We start from the raw sequence: 13,914 nt of genomic DNA, 5'->3' as shown, positions 1-13,914 counted from the left end.
AGACTCTCCCTGTCCATCAGCCAATGTTTCGTCTGTCGTCGCTTAACGATCGACGTGCCCCAGGTCGCGCTCCGGGTCCAGCCGGTCGCGCACCTTCTGCTTCAGGATCTTGCTGTCGGGGAATCCCCCGTCGCGCTTGCGTTCCCAGAGACTCTCCTCGTCGAAGAAAATCTCGAAATGGCCACCGTGAGATGGCGCCAGCGCCACTTCCTCGAGCGCCTCGCCGAAGGTGGAAAGCAGCTCCTGGGCGTACCAGGCACTGCGCAGCAACCATTGGCACTGGGTGCAGTAGTGAATGCGAATACGTGACATGACGCCTCGACTGCCGCAAGAATTATCGTCTCATCTTACCGCCAAGGAAGGACGATGGCCCAGCGCGAAATCAGCCAATCCAGACTCTTCGAATGGCTCACCGGCGACGAGGACAGCCGGATGTGCCGCGACATCCCCGACGCGGCCTGTCGAGAACAACCCCGTAATGCGTTTCTCCATCTGCTGGCCGCCTTGGGCAACAAGCTCGCCGACGAACTGTCCAGCGCCCGCCTGGTACTGCCTTGGCTGCTCGGCACCATCGGTTCCCCGGCCTGGATGGTCGGCCTGCTGGTACCGATCCGGGAAGCCGGCGCCTTGTTGCCCCAGCTGCTCGTCGCCGGCCTGATCCGGCAGCATCCACGCCGCAAATGGGCCTGGGCCATCGGCGGCCTCTTCCAGGCCCTGTGCGCTGCCGGCCTGGCACTGCTGGCGCTGTTCGGGCAAGGCGGAACCGGTGGCGCCCTGGTGCTCGCCGCACTGACAGTCCTGTCACTGGCACGCGGCCTTTCCTCCATTGCCACCAAGGACGTGATGGGCAAGACCATCGCCAAGCGCCAACGCGGTACCCTGATGGGCTGGAGCGGCGGAGTGGCCGGTGCGGTGACACTGCTGGCCGGCATTGTCCTGTTGTGGTTCGACGACCGTCCCGGTGAGCTGGCTCTTGCCACGCTCCTGGCCATCGCCGCCCTCGGCTGGGCGCTCAACGCCCTCTGCGCGGCGCGCATTCGGGAAGCGCCCGGCGCCGTGGAGGGAGGGGAGAATGTCTGGCAGGCCATTGGCACCGGCTTTCGCCTGCTGCGCGAAGATCGTGTCTTCCTGCGTTTCAATCTCTCCCGAGCCCTGTTGCTTTCCAGCGCCCTGGCCCTGCCCTATGTCGCCCTGCTGGGCCAGCAGCAAGGTGGTACGGCGCTCGGCGGGCTGGGCGTGCTGATCCTTGTCTCTGGCGTGGCCGGCATGCTGGCCAGCCCCATCTGGGGGAAGCGTGCCGATGTCTCGAGCCGCACGGTCATGCGCGATGGCGGACTGGGCACCACTGCCTGCTGCCTGCTGGGAGCGGCCTTCGCCTGGTGGCCGGCTGAATGGACACAGAGTGTCTGGCCCTATGCGTTGGTGTATGCCCTGCTGGTCATCGTCCATGCCGGCGTGCGTTTGGGACGCAAGACCTACATCGTCGACATGGCCGACCAGCAGGATCGCGCGCTTTACGTGGCGCTCTCCAATACCTTCACCGGCGTCCTGATGCTCGTGGTGGGCAGCGTGGTCGGAGCCCTGGCCCAGTGGTTCGGCACCGCCCCACTGCTGGCCTTGCTGGGCATGACCGGGCTTGCCGCCGCCGTCTGCGCCCAGGGCCTGCCCGAGGTCGAATGAACGACACAACATGAAAACTGCGCTTCAGAAGCCGCTCGGGCTTGAACTGAACCGCGTCTCGTCTTATATAGCCGGCAGGTGCCCTCGCCGAGCGCCGGCTTGAGGTCCGGTGCGGCGTATGGCAACGCTTGTGCCCGGCCATGGGAGGAGATCGCATGCGCCCCGAGTCCTTTTACGATGACCCCTTCGACGATCCCGATCAGGACGCCGACGCCACTCCCGAACGCCCCGTCAGTCGCACCGAACGACTGCGCGCCCGACGACGCCTGGAGGATCTGCTCGAGGAACGGCGGCTGCGACGCGCTATCGAGGACGACTGGGACCTGGACGAAGAGGAATGACGGCATGCCCCTGCCATGAAAGGGGCGGGCACGAGAGTGCGCAGTCAACGCTCAGACGAGTTTGTCTCTCCACTCCCTAGCCTTTCCCTTGCCCGGCCACTATCATCAGGGCCAGCCAGTGCTCCAATTCCGAACCTCCAACCCTAGTGAGATTCCATGGCGCAATACGTCTACACCATGAATCGGGTGGGCAAGGTCGTGCCCCCCAAGAAACAGATCCTCAAGGACATCTCCCTGTCCTTCTTCCCGGGCGCCAAGATCGGCGTGCTCGGCCTCAACGGCGCGGGCAAGTCGACCCTGCTGCGCATCATGGCCGGGGTCGACACCGAGTTCGAGGGCGAGGCCCGCCCGATGCCGAACATGAATGTCGGCTACCTGCCCCAGGAACCCGAGCTCGACGACGACAAGAACGTCCGCGAGACCGTGGAAGAAGCGCTGGGCGCCATCAAGGAGGCTCAGGAGAAGCTCGACGCCGTCTACGCCGCCTATGCCGAGCCGGATGCCGACTTCGATGCCCTGGCCACCGAGCAGGCGCGCCTGGAGAACATCATCGAGGCCGCCGACGCCCACAACCTGGAACGCAAGCTGGAAGTGGCCGCCGAAGCCCTGCGCCTGCCGCCCTGGGACGCCAGGGTCGGCAACCTCTCCGGCGGCGAGCGCCGTCGCGTGGCGCTTTGCCGTCTGCTGCTATCCAACCCCGACATGCTGCTGCTGGACGAGCCGACCAACCACCTCGATGCCGAATCGGTGGCCTGGCTGGAGCGCTTCCTGCACGACTACAGCGGCACCGTGGTGGCCATCACCCACGACCGCTACTTTCTCGACAACGTGGCCGGCTGGATCCTGGAGCTGGACCGCGGCGAAGGCATTCCCTTCGAGGGCAACTATTCCCAATGGCTGGAAGCCAAGGAAAAACGCCTCGCCCAGGAAGCCAAGCAGGAAGCCTCCCGCCAGAAGGCCATCAAGCACGAGCTCGAGTGGGTGCGATCCAACGCCAAGGGGCGCCAGGCCAAGAGCAAGGCTCGCCTCAACCGCTTCGAGGAACTGCAGTCCGGCGAGGTCCAGCAGCGCAACGAGACCAACGAGATCTACATTCCGCCGGGGCCGCGTCTCGGCGACAAGGTCATCGAGTTCCACGGCGTCTCCAAGCGCTTCGACGACAAGCTGCTCTACGACGACCTGAGCTTCACCGTGCCCCCTGGCGCCATCGTCGGCCTGGTCGGTGGCAATGGCGCGGGCAAGTCGACCCTGTTCAAGCTGATCGAGGGCACGGAAACTCCCGATGCCGGCGAAGTGGTCAAGGGCGAAACCGTGGACATCGCCTACGTCGAGCAGCTGCGCGACGATCTGGACAACAAGCAGACGGTGTGGGAGGCGGTCTCGGACGGCCAGGACATTCTCAACATCAACGGCTATGAAGTCTCGTCGCGCGCCTATGTGGGACGCTTCAACTTCAAGGGCAACGACCAGCAAAAGCGCCTCTCGGACCTCTCCGGCGGCGAGCGCGGTCGCCTGCAGCTCGCCCAGACCCTCAAGCAGGGCGCCAACGTGCTGCTGCTCGACGAGCCGTCCAACGACCTGGACATCGAGACCCTTCGCGCCCTCGAGGAAGCCCTGCTGGCCTTCCCCGGCTGCGCCCTGGTGATCTCCCACGATCGCTGGTTCCTCGACCGCATCGCCACGCACATCCTCGCCTTCGAAGGGGATTCCCAGGTGGTGTTCTTCGAGGGCAACTACACCGAGTACGAGGCGGACCACAAGAAGCGTGTGGGAGACGACACACCGCACCGGATGAAGTACAAGCGCATCGATGCCTGACCGGCTTCGCCGGTCGGCAGCCTTAAGCAGTAAGCTTTAAATTGAACCCCAAGGCCTCGTGCCTTTGGGGTTTTTTCATGCTTACCGACCCCAGAGCCTCGCCATGACAGTCGCCGTGTTCACACCATTCTTCCAGCCCTCTGGCATTCATTGCTGTGCCGTCACAACCGTTCACTTGCGCTTGATCACAACTCACTGCATAAGAGAGAAGCTACCTATCAACGACTGACCAAACCCCGCACGGGGAGGGAACCTCATGCTGTTGTTTCACCCCATCATGCTGTTCAAGCGCTTTGCCAGTAGCATTGCCTACCTGCCGACACTGGCGGCACTGTTCTATGCCGCCCTCGGGCTGCTGGCATTGCTATCGCCGGTGACCAGCGATTTTCTTCCGACGATCATCAAGGAACTGGGCCTCGAAGACCCTGGTGGTGCGCAATCGCTGCTCACGGCACTGCTCGGCGGCATGATCTCGTTGGTGGTATTCAGTTTCTCGATGGTCATGTCGGTACTGTCCCAGGCCGGAGCCAACTTTTCCCACAAGCTGGTGTTCGGATTGATCTCCGCGCGCCGTCACCAGCTGGTTCTCGGCCACTATCTCGGCACCATCCTGTTTATCCTGATGCTGCTGATCGTGCCCTACTCGATCGACGGTGACCCTATGTGGCGCTCCATTGCCGTGTATGCCGCCTGCGTCATGGTGCTGCATTGTCTGGCTCTGTTCGTCTACTTCATCCACAACGTGTCACAGTCGATCCAGATCGATGCCGTCATCAGCAGCCTGCATACCGACACCCTGTCCTCGATGAAGCAGCGCCATGACAGAGAAAAGGAAGCCCGATGGCAATACCAGCCCATCACGCCGCCCCTGCAAGCCCCCTGTCATCCACTGCATGCCGGTGAGGCCGGATACATCCAGAACGCCGACCTGCCCGCCATGGCCAAGCTGGCCGAACGTATCGGCGGGGTCATACATCTCGACTTCCAGTTTGGCGACTATGTGCTGAAGGGCCAGCCGATCGCTCGCCTTGAAGGCAAGCAGGCTCCCGATGAAAAGTGGCGCAGCTCCTTTCTCGAGACACTGACCCAACTGGAAGGAGAGTCCGTAGGGGAGCACTTCGCTCATGGCATGACCCAACTGATGGAGATTGCCATCAAGGCGTTGTCTCCCGGCATCAACGACCCCGGCACTGCCCGCCTGTGCCTCCATCGCATCACTGACTTGCTGAGCCATTACCTGGACACGAGGATGGCCAATCGATTACGGGACAGCCATGGTGAAGTGCGTGTCTGCTGGCAACTGGAATCCTTCGACAGCCTTCTACATCGCCTGCTGACACCCATTCTCCATTATGGAATGGAGGACCAGAGCATTCTGCTGGGGCTGCTCAAGGCATTGAAATCGCTTTCGGTCACCGCCGATTCGCAATACCTCGCCACCCTTCAGCAGTTTGCCGACCGGGTCGTCGAGTGCCTCGACGCGAACAGCCGACACACGCTGGACCGAACGTTCGTCAACCAGCGGTTGAACCGGGGCTACCACCGGCTGAATCTGCCAGATAGCCTGGACGCACGGTCACCGTGACCGCGACGCATGCCATCGATCGACGTAGCGACACGGACCTGCCCATGAGCAGGCCCGTGGCTCACACATCATATAGCTTGGGGTCACTCTTGTTGGGTCGTGTCTTGAAACGACGATGCAGCCACAGGTACTGCTCGGGATGTCGGCGGATGGCGGCTTCGATGACGGCGTTGATGCGGGTGGCATCGGCCACCTCATCACCGGAGGGGAAGTCCTCCAGAGCGGGCAGGTATTCCAGACGATAGGTGTAATCGTCGGGATTGCGATGAAAGATCAGTGGCATGACCGGCGCACCGGTCATGCGGGCGATCTTGGCGGTGAGCTTGATGGTCGCCGCCTCGACACCGAAGAACGGCGCGAAGACACTGGCCTCCCGGCCGAAATCCTGATCCGGGGAATACCAGACATGATGCCCCGACTTGATTCGGCGAACCACGCCCCGCAGGTCGTGGCGATCGATGGCGGTGCCGAAGATGCGGTTGCGCGCCCGGGTCATGAAGCGCTCGAACAGGGCATTGTCATGGGGTCGGTAGACCACGTCAGCGGGAAAGAACAGGGAATGCAGGGCGCCGCCAAGATCCAGCGTCGAGAAGTGAATGCCGATGATCAGCGCCCCCTTGCCCTCGGCCTGCACCCGAGCCATGTGCTCCTGGCCCTCGAAGACCACACGATGGCGCAGATGCTCCGGGTCCCGACACCAGCCGGTGGCCGTCTCCAGAATTCCGATGCCGTTGGCAATGAAGGTGTCCCGGACCAGGCGACGTTGCCGCTCATCGTCGAGTTCGGGAAAGCACAAGCGGATGTTGGTCTCGGTGATACGCCGCCGACGCTTGGCAAAACGCCAGGCAGCGAGCCCGATGAGCTTGCCGACCCAGAGCTTGAGCCGCCAGGGCAACCAGGCGCCGACATGCATGGCACCGATGGCCAGCCAGGTCGGCCAGTAACGGGGATGAAGAAAACGGGTCGCGGAAGCTTGCTCGGACATGGGGCTCTCACACTCGGATTCAGCCGCCATGATACCGCCTGGGCACCCTCGGCAGCACCCCGGTCAGCAGGGTATAGCTGATGGTATCGCAATAGCGGGCCACCTCATCCACCGACAGCACTTCGCCATTGGCGGCGCATCCCCAAAGCACCACCTCGCTGCCGATCTCAGCCTCGGGCAGGTCGGTGAGGTCCACCGTCAGCATGTCCATGGAGACCTTGCCAACAAGCGCCGTGCGGCGCCCCTCGACCAGGACCGGCGTGCCATCGCAGGCATGGCGATCGTAACCGTCGCCATAGCCGCAAGCCACCACGCCGATGCGTGACGGGCGTGGTGCTCGCCAGCGCCCGCCATAGCCGACCGGCTCCCCTTCGTCGAGATCGCGCACGGCGATGAGCTCAGAACGCAGCGTCATCACCGGTGACAGCCGACGGCTCGCCGTGTTGGAGGCCTCGAGAGGATCGCTGCCATAGAGCATGACGCCGGGCCGATTCCAGGCCCCGTGGCTCTCCGGCCGAGCCAGGGTGGCCGGCGAGTTGGCCAGGCAGGTCGGTGCGCCCAGCTTCTCGGCCAGTGCGCGCAATGCGCTCATCTGGCGTTGGAAATACTCGGTATCGGCATGATCGGCGGTGGCGAAGTGGCTCATCAGATGCAGATCACACGCCTGTGTCGGGGCGGCGCTCAGACGCGCCCAGACCGATATCGCGCGCTCGGGGGAGAAACCCAGGCGGTGCATGCCGGAATCGACCTTGATCCAGGTGGGGACCGGCTTTTCAAGCCGATGACGCAGCAGCGCCTCGACCTGCCAGTCACTGTGCACCGCCATCCAGAGACCCTGGGCGTCCACCTTCGCCAGCTCCTCGGCCGAGAAGACGCCTTCCAGCAAGACGATCGGTGCGGTGATGCCGCCCTCGCGCAGCGCTTCCGCCTCCTCGAGACACGCCACGGCAAAGGCGGGCGCCAGCCCCTCCAGAGCGCGGGCGCAGGGGACCAGTCCATGACCATAGGCGTCGGCTTTCAGGACCGCCAGCGACTGGCTGTCCGGCGCCAGGTCTCGGGCGAGGCGATAGTTGTGGCATAGCGCCTCGAGGTCGATGTCAGCACGCAAGGGACGGGGCATGGGTCACTCCAGCAAGATGAAATCCTGAACGACGATCACCGCTCAGAATGCCATGACATCCATCGAATAGGTCACCAAAGTCATGCAGCTATCCAGTCCATTCATCTAAATTGGATATCACTTGCTGGATTTTTTATCGCCCAAAAACCAAAAAGCCAGGACAATGCCCTGGCTTTTGGTTCGATGGCAATCGGCCAAGGCCGGTCACTCGAAGATGGCGTCCAGGTCCAGGCCTTGCTTGTCGAGCATGCGGCGCAGCTTCTTCAGCGCCTCGACCTGGATCTGGCGAACCCGTTCCCGCGTCAAACCGATCTCCTCGCCCACCTGCTCAAGGGTCGAGGCTTCGTGGCCGCGCAGACCGAAACGCCGCACCACCACTTCGCGCTGCTTGTCGGTCAGTTCGGCCAGCCACTCGTCGACATGCTGCTTGACGTCACCATCCACCAGGGTGGACTCGGGTCCCAGGTCATTGTCGTCGGTGAGCGTCTCGATCAACGGCTTGTCGCTTTCGCTTCCCACCGGGTAATCCACCGACGAGACCCGCTCGTTGAGCCCCATCATCTTCTTGACGCTCGCGACCGGCTTGTCGAGATGGTCGGCAATTTCCTCGGCGGTCGCCTCGTGATCGAGCTTCTGGGTCAGCTCCCGTGCCGCCCGCAGGTAGATGTTGAGCTCCTTGACCACATGGATGGGCAGACGAATGGTGCGGGTCTGATTCATCAGCGCCCGCTCGATGGTCTGGCGAATCCACCAGGTGGCATAGGTGGAAAAGCGGAAACCACGCTCGGGATCGAACTTCTCGACGGCGCGGATCAACCCCAGGTTGCCTTCCTCTATCAGGTCGAGCAGGGTCAGCCCCCGGTTGAGATAGCGTCGCGCGATCTTGACCACCAGTCGCAGGTTGGACTCGATCATTCGCGAACGCCCCTGCGGATCGCCCTGGCGAGCAAGACGCCCATAGTGGACTTCCTCCTCGGGCGTCAGCAACGGCGAGAAACCGATCTCGTTGAGGTAGATCTGCGTGGCGTCCAGGCTGTGGTGGTGATGACGATCCTCGCGGCTGAGCGCCTTCTCGAAGGCTTCGTCACTACTGTCATCGACCGCGCCGGCCTCGATCTCGACGGTCTCGACGGCGTCGTCGTCCGCCTCCGCGGCCGACTCCAGATTCACATCCTGAAGGTCCCGTTCAAGCATGCTCATCGATTGCTACCCCATGGTTGCGGCTGGACATCGTTCGTCATGCTGATCACGATCAATGCCCGAGGTTATTATTGTATGACGTTCCGACAGTGACTCGGGAGAGGCTCGTTGGACACGCCATTCAACGTGCGGGCAGATACTCCAGGGGATCCTGAGGCTGGCCATCCTTGCGAACCTCGAAATGCAGCCTGACATCCTGGGCATCGCTGTCGCCCATGGTGGCGATCACTTCGCCGGCCCGGACCACGTCATTCTCCTTCACGCGCAGGGTGTCGTTGTGGGCATAGGCACTCAGGTACTGATCGTTGTGCTTGAGCAGGATCAGCTTGCCATAGCCGCGTACCCCACTGCCGGCATACACCACGATGCCAGGCCCGGCTGCCTTGATAGGTTGCCCCTTTTGACCACCGATATCAATGCCGGCAGTGATGCTGTCGCCTTCTCCATAGCCCCCCACGACACTACCGTCGGTCGGCCATTGCCAGGGAACGTCGTCCACCGGCGTGTAGCGTCGCGGCCCTTCGTCCTGCGTATCCTGTGCAGCCGAGGATTCCTGCGCCTCAGAGGCATCGGCGGTCTCGGTCGATGATGAACCGGCGTCCTCGTCGGCCGACGCCTCGGCGGTCTCGCCGTCGTCGTTGCTCTCGCGTTCCTCATCGGCCGCGTCGCTGTCATCCGACTCGTCGGCTGCCGCTTCTTCCTCGGCGGAGGCGGGCTTATCTTCATCCTCGTAGACCGGGCCGGGCACACCGGCGCTCGCCTCATCACTCGACGCGCCGTCGGCAGCAGCATCCTCGGGCAGCAACCAGTCCAGCGAGCCATCCTCGTCGCCACTCGAACCACCGCTCTGGGTGCCACTGGCCACGGCACCGGCCGCCGCCACGCCAGTGGCGACGGCGCCTTCGCCACCGTCGCGTCCGGTGCCGCTATCGGCTCCGGTCGACGCCTGGCGAGCCGAGCCATCGTCGCCACCCAGCACCAGCCGCTGACCGGGCTGAATATTGTAGGGCGGCGCGATGTTGTTCATCTCGGCCAGGTCACGATAATCCATGTCGTGTCGCCAGGCGATCCCGTACAGGGTGTCACCGGACTTGACGGTATACTCGGCGGGTACGGATGCCGCCCGGCCGGTCGACAGGTCCTCGACCTGTACCGGCGGCGCCTCGCTCTGCGAGGTGGCGCAACCGGCCAGTACCAGCGCAAGCCCCGAGATCAGCAGCCCCTTATGCATTGGAACCCTCCTCCTTGTCCTTGTCTACGCTATCATGCTAACCGGCCTGCGGTGTATCAGGGCCGCGGTTGAGACGGTCAACGCACAGCACCAGGCCGGCACCGACCAGCATCAATGCCAGCACGGCCGGTAGCTGGGCGGAATCACCGGTGACGACACCGAAATCTCCCGGGGTCAGGTAATGGTAATCGAGCGGGATCATCTGCCCGTCCTCCCCGATCTGGTAAGACGCCAGCTGGCGCCAGGGCCAGAGGGTCGGCAATGAGCCCACGATGAACCCCACCAGCATCTGCAGCGTGGCGCCATGGCAGTGCCTGAGCAGCCAGGACAGCAGACGCGAAAAAACGAACAGGCCGACCAGGCAACCACCTCCGAACACGGCAAGCAAGCCCAGATCGAAGCTCCGAACGCCTTCCATCACGGTGCCATAAAGTCCCATGGTCAGCAGCAGAAAACTACCGGAAACGCCCGGCAGCAACAGGGCGCTGATGGCGATGGCCCCTGCCGTTGCCAGCACCAGATGGGTACTGCCCAATTGTGACACCCAGGGCATCAGGTCAGGCAACCATTGCGCCAGCAGCAACCCGAGGACCAGTGGCATCAGGTACCACCATCGCCACTCCACGGGATGACGCCAGACCACCAGCGCCGAAGCGGCCACCAGGCCGAAGAAGAGGCCATCGAGCAGCAGGGGCTGCACTTCCATCAACCACACCACCAGATGGGCGACGCTGACCAGGCTGATCGCGATACCTGCCAGCAGGGGCACCAGGAAACGCAGGTTGAGATACTCGACCAGTCCGGCCAGTCCCTGCCGACGCCAGACGCCGAAGGCCTCGGGACCGAAGCGTTCGATGGTATGAATCAGCTCTTCATAGATGCCGGTGACAAAGGCGATGGTGCCTCCGGAAACCCCAGGCACCGCATCGGCGGCTCCCATGCCGGCACCCTTGAGCAAGAGGCCAAGATGACGCTTCAACGAATGACTCCTTCCAGCAACGGCACGAAACGCACCGGCTCCAAACGCTCTCGCTCGAACTGATCGCCATTGCGACGGACCCGAACGAGCCACTGGCGCCCCCCCTTGTCCGCCACCGGGGCGATCATGACGCCCCCATCGGTCAACTGGGCCAGCAGCGGCATGGGCATCTCGCTGGCGCAGGCGGTGAGCAGGATAACCTCGAAGGGGGCCGCCTCGGGCCACCCGTGTCCGCCATCGGCCAGTCGCAACTGGACGTTGTCCGCCTCCAGCCAGCGCAGCCGATCGCCGGCGCGGCGGTGCAGTGCATTGATCCTCTCCACCGACCAGAGTTCCGCGACCAAGCGAGCCAGTACCAATGTCTGGTAGCCGGAGCCGGTACCGATCTCGAGCACCCGGGACGGCCCGGCCTGGACGACCAGCTCGCTCATGCGCGCCACGATCCACGGGCGCGACAAGGTCTGGCCGTGCCCGATGGGCAGGGAGGTGTCCTCGTAGGCACGATGCGACAGTGCCTCATCGAGAAAGAGATGGCGAGGCTCACGAGCCATCACTTCCAGCACGCGTCGATCGCGAATGCCCTGCCGGGCCAGACGCTCCACCATGCGATCTCGGGTCCGTTGCGATGTCATGCCGACACCGCGAAGGTCAGGTGAGTGCATTCAGCCAATCCTGCACGTCGTCGCGCGCTGCATGCCGGGTCAGGTCGGTCTGCAGCGGCGTGATAGAAACGAAACCGGCTTCCACGGCGGCGAAGTCGGTGTCCGGGCCATCATCGGCATTCTCGCCCACCGGTGCAATCCAGTACCGCTTTTGGCCACGCGGGTCCTGCACCTCCAGAGGACGCGCCGCCGGCCCTCGGTAACCCATCCGGGTCACCCGAAAGCCACGTAGCTCCTCCCAGGCCAGATCGGGCACATTGACGTTCAGCAGGCTGCGCGGCGGCAACGACAGCTGATCGGCAGCCCCCACGAGACTCGCCGCCACACGACCGGCCGTTTCGAAATGATGCCGGCCCACCAGTGACATGGCGATGGCGGTCATGCCCAGGTTGCGCCCCTCCATGGCTGCCGCGACGGTGCCGGAATACAGCACGTCATCGCCGAGGTTGCCGCCATGGTTGATCCCGGAGATGACCAGGTCGGGCCGCTCCTCCCAGACACCGTTGACCCCCAGGTAGACGCAATCCGCCGGTGTCCCGTCGACGCTGTAGAAGCCGTTCTCCAGGGCCGACAACGCCAGCGGTCGCGTCAGTGTCAGCGAGTTGCTGGCACCGCTCTTGTCGCGGTCGGGCGCCACCACCCGCAAACGGGCATGCGGGAGCAGCGCATCGTACAATGCCTGCAGGCCGGGGGCATGGACACCATCGTCATTGGACAGCAGCAGTCGGCGCATCCGGAGCTCCTCGTTCATCGTCCCCGGACGGGGACGGCTGGAAATTCAGGGTCGGGTGATCGATCAGTTCGCGCAGCACCGAGGTGGCATAGGCCCCCGGCGGCAACTCGAACGACAGCCATACCGCACCCTCGGCATCGCGCTCGAGACCGGGGGCGGCCAGACGCAGTCGCAACGGCCGCCGCGCAAGACGAGCACCGGCACGCACCAGTCCCTCGCATAGCGGCTGGTGCGCTGCCAACGGATCGCGCTCGGACGCCAGGGCCTCTTGGCAGGCCACCGACTCGCCACGGCCCCACAACACGCCACTGGGATGGATATCCAGACGCGCGGCCCTGTCGCGGAGCTCATCGTCGAGCCGCTCGATGACGAACTGGCTGCTCGAACCATCCAGGATCACGGCCTCGCCCTCGAGCGGCGAGTCCCAGGTGCCCTGCTCGATACGTGCGGCCAACTGGACGTTGAAGAGATAGCTGCGTGCCGCCGAGAGCAGCATCCCCTGGGGATCGTCACGCTTCCGCCATCCTCGCGCCAGCAACGAAGCCGCACGATGCAGATTGCGGCCATCCGGACCGAATCGCTGGGGGCCGAAGTAGTTGGGTACCCCGTGTCGGCACAGCCATGACCAGCGTTCATCCAGTCCGGGCATGACCGTGACATCACCGGTCAACCGCAGGTGAAAGCGGTTGCCGCGATGCACGCCGCGCTTCAGCTTTCGCGGATGGCGACGGGTCTCCAGCAGCGCGAGGGACTGCCCCGCCAGGCGGGACGGCAGGTCATCCGGTGTGGCGCGACCTGGCAAATGCACCGAGAACCATTGCCGCGTCACGGCGATCCGATCCTTCAGCCCGGCATAGCCGACCGACCGCGGCGACACCTCGCAGGCTCGTGCCAGCGCACGCGCCACCATGTCGCTGGTCATGCCGCGCTTCTCGATCCACAGCCAGAGATGTTCCCCCTCCCCTTCCGGCGAGAAACCGAGGATTTCCTCCACCTGGAAATCCTCGGGGCAGGCCCGGTAAGCACCGGGGCGGGGCGGGCCGAAACGGGCATCGAGCACCCGAGGCCAATGGGGTGGCCAGACGGGAGGCGTCTCAGTCATTCGCACGCCCCATCAGCAGGACCACCGCCTCGGCGGCCACGCCTTCTCCGCGACCAGTAAAGCCGAGACGCTCGGTGGTGGTCGCCTTGACGTTGACCGAGGAACGCTCGACGCCCAGGTCCTCGGCGATATTGGCGGTCATGGCAGCAATATGCGGCGCCATGCGCGGCACCTGGGCGATCACCGTGGCATCCAGGTTGCCCACTCGCCAGCCCTGCTCGGCGATCAGCGCCACCACATGGCGCAACAGCCTGCGGCTGTCGGCGCCAGCCCAGGCTGGATCGTCATCGGGGAAATGGTGACCGATGTCCCCCAGGGCGCAGGCACCGAGCAGCGCATCGCAGACCGCATGCAGCAGGACGTCGCCATCGGAATGGGCAACGAAGCCATGCGTATGGGGAATGGCGACGCCGCCGATCTTGAGGTGGTCGCCTTCGCCGAAGCGGTGTACATCGAAACCGTGGCCAATTCGCATCAT

Annotated in this window: 14 protein-coding genes; 4 read left to right on the top strand and 10 right to left on the bottom strand. The window is 64.1% G+C overall.

The genetic code is table 11. The features are described from left to right. Positions 1-42: 42 nt before the first annotated feature. Entirely contained in the window at positions 43-312 is a 270-nt protein-coding gene (locus A9O65_RS11605; RefSeq protein ID WP_064699488.1) for an Rdx family protein, read from the bottom strand. Positions 313-366: 54 nt separating this feature from the next. On the opposite strand from A9O65_RS11605, the gene A9O65_RS11600 reads away from it, so the two are divergent. The 4 genes from A9O65_RS11600 to A9O65_RS11585 all read left to right on the top strand — a co-directional run bounded on the left by A9O65_RS11600 (position 367) and on the right by A9O65_RS11585 (position 5,424). After that, positions 367-1,680, top strand: a complete 1,314-nt coding sequence (locus A9O65_RS11600) for an MFS transporter (protein ID WP_064702170.1) — start codon at positions 367-369, stop codon at positions 1,678-1,680. 155 nt (positions 1,681-1,835) lie between these two features. Continuing rightward, a complete protein-coding gene (locus A9O65_RS11595; RefSeq protein ID WP_064699490.1) occupies positions 1,836-2,021 on the top strand; it encodes a PA3496 family putative envelope integrity protein in 186 nt (61 codons plus the stop codon). A 156-nt stretch (positions 2,022-2,177) separates the two neighbouring features. Further along, on the top strand, positions 2,178-3,839 hold the full coding sequence (gene ettA / locus A9O65_RS11590; protein WP_064699491.1) for an energy-dependent translational throttle protein EttA: 1,662 nt from the start codon (positions 2,178-2,180) through the stop codon (positions 3,837-3,839). 256 nt (positions 3,840-4,095) lie between these two features. Then, complete coding sequence (locus tag A9O65_RS11585; RefSeq protein ID WP_064702169.1) at positions 4,096-5,424, top strand: DUF2254 domain-containing protein; 1,329 nt, start codon at positions 4,096-4,098, stop codon at positions 5,422-5,424. A 61-nt stretch (positions 5,425-5,485) separates the two neighbouring features. On the opposite strand, the gene lpxL is transcribed toward A9O65_RS11585, so the two are convergent. The 9 genes from lpxL to ispF all read right to left on the bottom strand — a co-directional run bounded on the left by lpxL (position 5,486) and on the right by ispF (position 13,911). Further along, the gene (gene lpxL, locus A9O65_RS11580) at positions 5,486-6,409 is read right to left on the bottom strand and encodes an LpxL/LpxP family Kdo(2)-lipid IV(A) lauroyl/palmitoleoyl acyltransferase (RefSeq protein ID WP_064699773.1); all 924 of its coding nucleotides are present in this window, start codon (positions 6,407-6,409) and stop codon (positions 5,486-5,488) included. 19 nt (positions 6,410-6,428) lie between these two features. Continuing rightward, positions 6,429-7,529, bottom strand: coding sequence for an alanine racemase (gene alr / locus A9O65_RS11575; RefSeq protein ID WP_064699493.1), 1,101 nt, complete (start codon positions 7,527-7,529; stop codon positions 6,429-6,431). Positions 7,530-7,733: 204 nt separating this feature from the next. Continuing rightward, positions 7,734-8,729, bottom strand: a complete 996-nt coding sequence (gene rpoS / locus A9O65_RS11570; RefSeq protein WP_064699494.1) for an RNA polymerase sigma factor RpoS — start codon at positions 8,727-8,729, stop codon at positions 7,734-7,736. A 121-nt stretch (positions 8,730-8,850) separates the two neighbouring features. After that, positions 8,851-9,960: a peptidoglycan DD-metalloendopeptidase family protein gene (locus tag A9O65_RS11565; protein ID WP_064702168.1), complete on the bottom strand. Its 1,110-nt coding sequence runs from the start codon at positions 9,958-9,960 to the stop codon at positions 8,851-8,853. A 37-nt stretch (positions 9,961-9,997) separates the two neighbouring features. Further along, complete coding sequence (locus A9O65_RS11560; protein WP_064699496.1) at positions 9,998-10,939, bottom strand: DUF368 domain-containing protein; 942 nt, start codon at positions 10,937-10,939, stop codon at positions 9,998-10,000. Further along, entirely contained in the window at positions 10,936-11,601 is a 666-nt protein-coding gene (locus A9O65_RS11555) for a protein-L-isoaspartate(D-aspartate) O-methyltransferase (protein ID WP_064699497.1), read from the bottom strand. Before A9O65_RS11555 ends, A9O65_RS11560 begins: the two co-directional genes overlap by 4 nt. Further along, positions 11,588-12,334: a 5'/3'-nucleotidase SurE gene (gene surE / locus A9O65_RS11550; RefSeq protein ID WP_064699498.1), complete on the bottom strand. Its 747-nt coding sequence runs from the start codon at positions 12,332-12,334 to the stop codon at positions 11,588-11,590. Before surE ends, A9O65_RS11555 begins: the two co-directional genes overlap by 14 nt. Next, positions 12,309-13,436: a tRNA pseudouridine(13) synthase TruD gene (gene truD, locus A9O65_RS11545; protein WP_064702167.1), complete on the bottom strand. Its 1,128-nt coding sequence runs from the start codon at positions 13,434-13,436 to the stop codon at positions 12,309-12,311. The genes surE and truD overlap by 26 nt, the downstream gene beginning before the upstream one ends. Beyond that, entirely contained in the window at positions 13,429-13,911 is a 483-nt protein-coding gene (gene ispF, locus A9O65_RS11540; RefSeq protein WP_064702204.1) for a 2-C-methyl-D-erythritol 2,4-cyclodiphosphate synthase, read from the bottom strand. The genes truD and ispF overlap by 8 nt, the downstream gene beginning before the upstream one ends. Between the last annotated feature and the right edge of the window lie 3 nt (positions 13,912-13,914).

Source organism: Halomonas caseinilytica (genome assembly GCF_001662305.1).
GTDB lineage: Bacteria > Pseudomonadota > Gammaproteobacteria > Pseudomonadales > Halomonadaceae > Halomonas > Halomonas caseinilytica.
Note: the sequence above shows the minus strand (reverse complement) of the source record. Positions and strands in the feature narration are given on the sequence as shown.

Bases quoted from the DNA above. Each gene is read 5' to 3' on its own strand.
- A9O65_RS11605 (WP_064699488.1), bottom strand. From the start codon at position 312: ATGTCACGTATTCGCATTCACTACTGCACCCAGTGCCAATGGTTGCTG.
- A9O65_RS11600 (WP_064702170.1), top strand. From the start codon at position 367: ATGGCCCAGCGCGAAATCAGCCAATCCAGACTCTTCGAATGGCTCACC.
- A9O65_RS11595 (WP_064699490.1), top strand. From the start codon at position 1,836: ATGCGCCCCGAGTCCTTTTACGATGACCCCTTCGACGATCCCGATCAG.
- ettA (WP_064699491.1), top strand. From the start codon at position 2,178: ATGGCGCAATACGTCTACACCATGAATCGGGTGGGCAAGGTCGTGCCC.
- A9O65_RS11585 (WP_064702169.1), top strand. From the start codon at position 4,096: ATGCTGTTGTTTCACCCCATCATGCTGTTCAAGCGCTTTGCCAGTAGC.
- lpxL (WP_064699773.1), bottom strand. From the start codon at position 6,409: ATGTCCGAGCAAGCTTCCGCGACCCGTTTTCTTCATCCCCGTTACTGG.
- alr (WP_064699493.1), bottom strand. From the start codon at position 7,529: ATGCCCCGTCCCTTGCGTGCTGACATCGACCTCGAGGCGCTATGCCAC.
- rpoS (WP_064699494.1), bottom strand. From the start codon at position 8,729: ATGAGCATGCTTGAACGGGACCTTCAGGATGTGAATCTGGAGTCGGCC.
- A9O65_RS11565 (WP_064702168.1), bottom strand. From the start codon at position 9,960: ATGCATAAGGGGCTGCTGATCTCGGGGCTTGCGCTGGTACTGGCCGGT.
- A9O65_RS11555 (WP_064699497.1), bottom strand. From the start codon at position 11,601: ATGCACTCACCTGACCTTCGCGGTGTCGGCATGACATCGCAACGGACC.
- surE (WP_064699498.1), bottom strand. From the start codon at position 12,334: ATGCGCCGACTGCTGCTGTCCAATGACGATGGTGTCCATGCCCCCGGC.
- truD (WP_064702167.1), bottom strand. From the start codon at position 13,436: ATGACTGAGACGCCTCCCGTCTGGCCACCCCATTGGCCTCGGGTGCTC.
- ispF (WP_064702204.1), bottom strand. From the start codon at position 13,911: ATGCGAATTGGCCACGGTTTCGATGTACACCGCTTCGGCGAAGGCGAC.